Source organism: Tardiphaga sp., assembly GCF_025356345.1.
GTDB lineage: Bacteria > Pseudomonadota > Alphaproteobacteria > Rhizobiales > Xanthobacteraceae > Tardiphaga.
On sequence record NZ_JANXTC010000196.1, the window covers coordinates 1 to 2,894 of the forward strand.

2 protein-coding genes and 1 pseudogene are annotated in these 2,894 nt (G+C 62.5%); 2 read left to right on the top strand and 1 reads right to left on the bottom strand.

Features of this window, described 5'->3' with window-relative positions; genetic code table 11:
* Positions 1–147: 147 nt before the first annotated feature.
* Positions 148–876 (bottom strand): GntR family transcriptional regulator, encoded by a 729-nt coding sequence (locus Q0S16_RS11820; protein ID WP_295848406.1) that lies wholly within the window; start codon positions 874–876, stop codon positions 148–150.
* A gap of 215 nt (positions 877–1,091) precedes the next feature.
* Between Q0S16_RS11820 and Q0S16_RS11825 the strand changes: the two genes are divergently transcribed.
* Both Q0S16_RS11825 and Q0S16_RS11830 read left to right on the top strand, forming a co-directional pair.
* Entirely contained in the window at positions 1,092–2,618 is a 1,527-nt protein-coding gene (locus tag Q0S16_RS11825; RefSeq protein WP_295848407.1) for an ABC transporter substrate-binding protein, read from the top strand.
* A 30-nt stretch (positions 2,619–2,648) separates the two neighbouring features.
* A pseudogene (locus Q0S16_RS11830) lies at positions 2,649–2,894 on the top strand (ABC transporter permease); the annotation flags it as partial.

Consider the following 2,894-nt stretch of genomic DNA (forward strand, 5'->3'; position numbering starts at 1 on the left):
CGCCCCGAACTGTTCGCCGACCTGCCGCCGGTACCGGCGGAAGTCGCGATCGGATCAGGCTATACGTTCAAACCCTGAAAAAGACCGGGCGCGCTGAGAGGCGCGCCCGGTTCGACGTCTCACGGCGCGCATTCTTGTAAAAATATCTCAGTCCCGGATCAGGCCGGCGGCGCTGACTTTCTCGGCGCGGGTTTTCCGCAGCGTCTTGAGGGCTGCGTCCCGCGCATTGAAAAAGATCTGGCGCAGCAGCAATTCGGCGTCGCTGTCATCCGCCGCGGCGATCGCCACGGCCAGTCTTTCCCACTCCCGCACGGCCGCGGCCTGGCGTTGCGGGGTGAAGAAGTCGAGTGGCCGGTCCCGCCAAATGAAGCCCCATAGCGTGTGGTCGAGCTGGTCGCGCAACAGGCGCGTCAGATGCTTGTTGCCGCAGCGCGTTGCCACCAGGCCGCCAAGCCGCGCAATGGCGCGTGCAAAATGCTGCGCTGGCGCTGTGCGCGTCTTGGCAAGCTGGCGCAGCTCGGCGATGCCGGCCTGCAAGTCGACGATCAATCGCGGGTCTTTGCGCCGCGCGAGATCGCGGGCCGCAAGTCCCATCAGCGCCGCACGCACATTGAAGACTTCGATGATGGTGTCGAGCGTGACATCGACCACATAGGCGCCGCGCCTGGGAAAGAAATTGACCAGGCCGCGCTCCTGCAAGGTCCGGATCGCCTCACGCACCGGGCCCCGGCTGACGCCGTAGAGCGTCGCCAGCTCCTGCTCGCGGATGCGTTCATTGCCGCGGTATTCGCCGCTGACGATGGCGTTGCTGACGTGGTCGGCGATCTGCTCGGGGATCGTGCGCGTGCGCTCGCCGCGCCGGCGCGACGCCGGCATTCCTGGTCCCTCGAGTGCTTCCATCACCATTATGCAGCGGCTTTCACATCATGATTTGCGCCAAGCATAGGCCGCGGTAGACGCTTGTACAATTGTTGACAATTGACAATGGCGGAACGCTGTGGTCGGCTGAGTTCATAAAAGCACGCGATACAAATCGCGGCGACAAGGGAGGATCTGTTGTGAAAAGCAGCAGCATATTGGTAGCGTTAGCCTTGTCGCTGAGCCCCGTTCCGGCGCTCGCGCAGGCCACGGGCAGCCTGACGGTCGCGTTCGGCGCCGAAGGCACCACCCTCGACCCCACCAAATATTCCGCCGGCGTCGATCAATATTACATCGGCCAGATGTTCGAGCAGCTGGTTCGCTACGATCCGGATCTGAAGCCAGTCAACTGGCTCGCCGAAAAGTGGGAATTGCAGCAGCAGGACGGCAGGCCTGTGATCGACGTCCAGTTGCGGCCGGGCGTCAAATTCCACAATGGCGATCCGATGACCTCGGCGGATTTCGAATTCTGCTTCGAGCGTCTGAGGGACCCCAAGGTGTCGCGCTGGTCGCATCTGCAGGCCAATGTCGAGAAGATCGAGATCGTCGACGATCTTCACTTCAAGATTCATTTCAAGGCGCCGGACGGTGACTATATCGCCGGGGCCCTGCAATTATGGGCGCTGCCAAAGAAGTATTTCGAAAAGGTCGGCGAGGACGGATTTGCCAGGGCGCCGGTCGGGACCGGGCCGTGGAAATTCGTATCGCGCTCGGTCAAGGAAGAGCTCAGGCTCGAGGCGTTCGACGATTACTGGAACAAGGACGCGCGGCCCGGCGTCAAGAATCTCACCATCAAGATCATTCCCGAGGATCTGACCCGCGTCGCCGCGTTCAAGTCCGGCGCGGTCGACTGGATCGACAACGTGCCGCCGTCGATGGTGGCCGAGTTCAAGAAGCTGCCGGGCGTCAAGACCTTCACGGCGATTTCCGGCAACAACCTCTATATCGATTTCCCGACCTATAATCCGGCCTCGCCATTCAGCAAGCTGAAGGTCCGCCAGGCCGCGGCCCAAGCGGTCGACATGGACGCGATCGTCAAGAGCGTGCTGTTCGGGCAGGGTGAGCGCTATGCCGAGGTCGGCAAGGGCAGCACCGGCTATAATCCGGAGCTGAAGCCTTACGCCTACAATCCGAAGCTGGCCAAGCAATTGCTGGCCGAGGCCGGCTATCCGACCGGCTTCGAGACGCCGTGCTACAATCTCACGACGCCGCGCGAACCCAACGTCAAGGAAATGGGGGAGGCGGTGTTCGCCTATCTCGGCCAGGTCGGGATTCGCTGCAAGGCGCAGGGGCTTGAATATGGCGCCTGGATCAATCTCGGTCGCCGCGGCCGCAGCGGCCCGCCGGAGATGGATGGCGTGCTGATGTGGATGTGGAGCCAGGGCCTGCCCGGGGATCCGGCGACGCCCTGGGGCGGCCACCTGCATAGTTTCGTCGCCGGCAAGGGCTGGGGCAGCTATTCCTACACCGACGACAAGCAGGCCGACACCATGATCGAGCAGCTCAAGGGCACCATGGAGCAGCCCAAGCGTGCGGAATTGATCCGCCAGATCGCCCAGTACAAGCATGACAATGTGCTCGGCGGCATCAGCACCTACCGCCCGGTGATCACGCTGGCGTGGCGCGACAAGGTCGAGTTCAAGCCCTGGCCGTTTCCCGGCGCCTGGCGCGGTTTCCAGGAGATCGGTCTGAAGAAGTGATCGTGCCGCAAGACAACAAGTAGAACATTCATGCTCTCTTATATCCTGCGGCGCGTCATGCACGGCGTCGTCAGCATCATCGGCGCGTCGATGCTCATCTTCGTGATTTCCCGGATGTCCGGCGATCCGATCGTGCTGCTGTTGCCGGTCGACGCGCCGCAGGCGGCGATCGATGCGATGCGCGAGACCATGGGTCTCGATCGGCCGATCTGGATGCAGTATTTGATTTTCGCCGGCAAGGCGGTGACCGGCGATTTCGGCAATTCCTATCGCTGG

What these genes read in the sequence shown, in the direction of transcription:
- Q0S16_RS11820 (WP_295848406.1), bottom strand. Translation starts at nt 876, where the DNA reads ATGCCGGCGTCGCGCCGGCGCGGCGAGCGCACGCGCACGATCCCCGAG.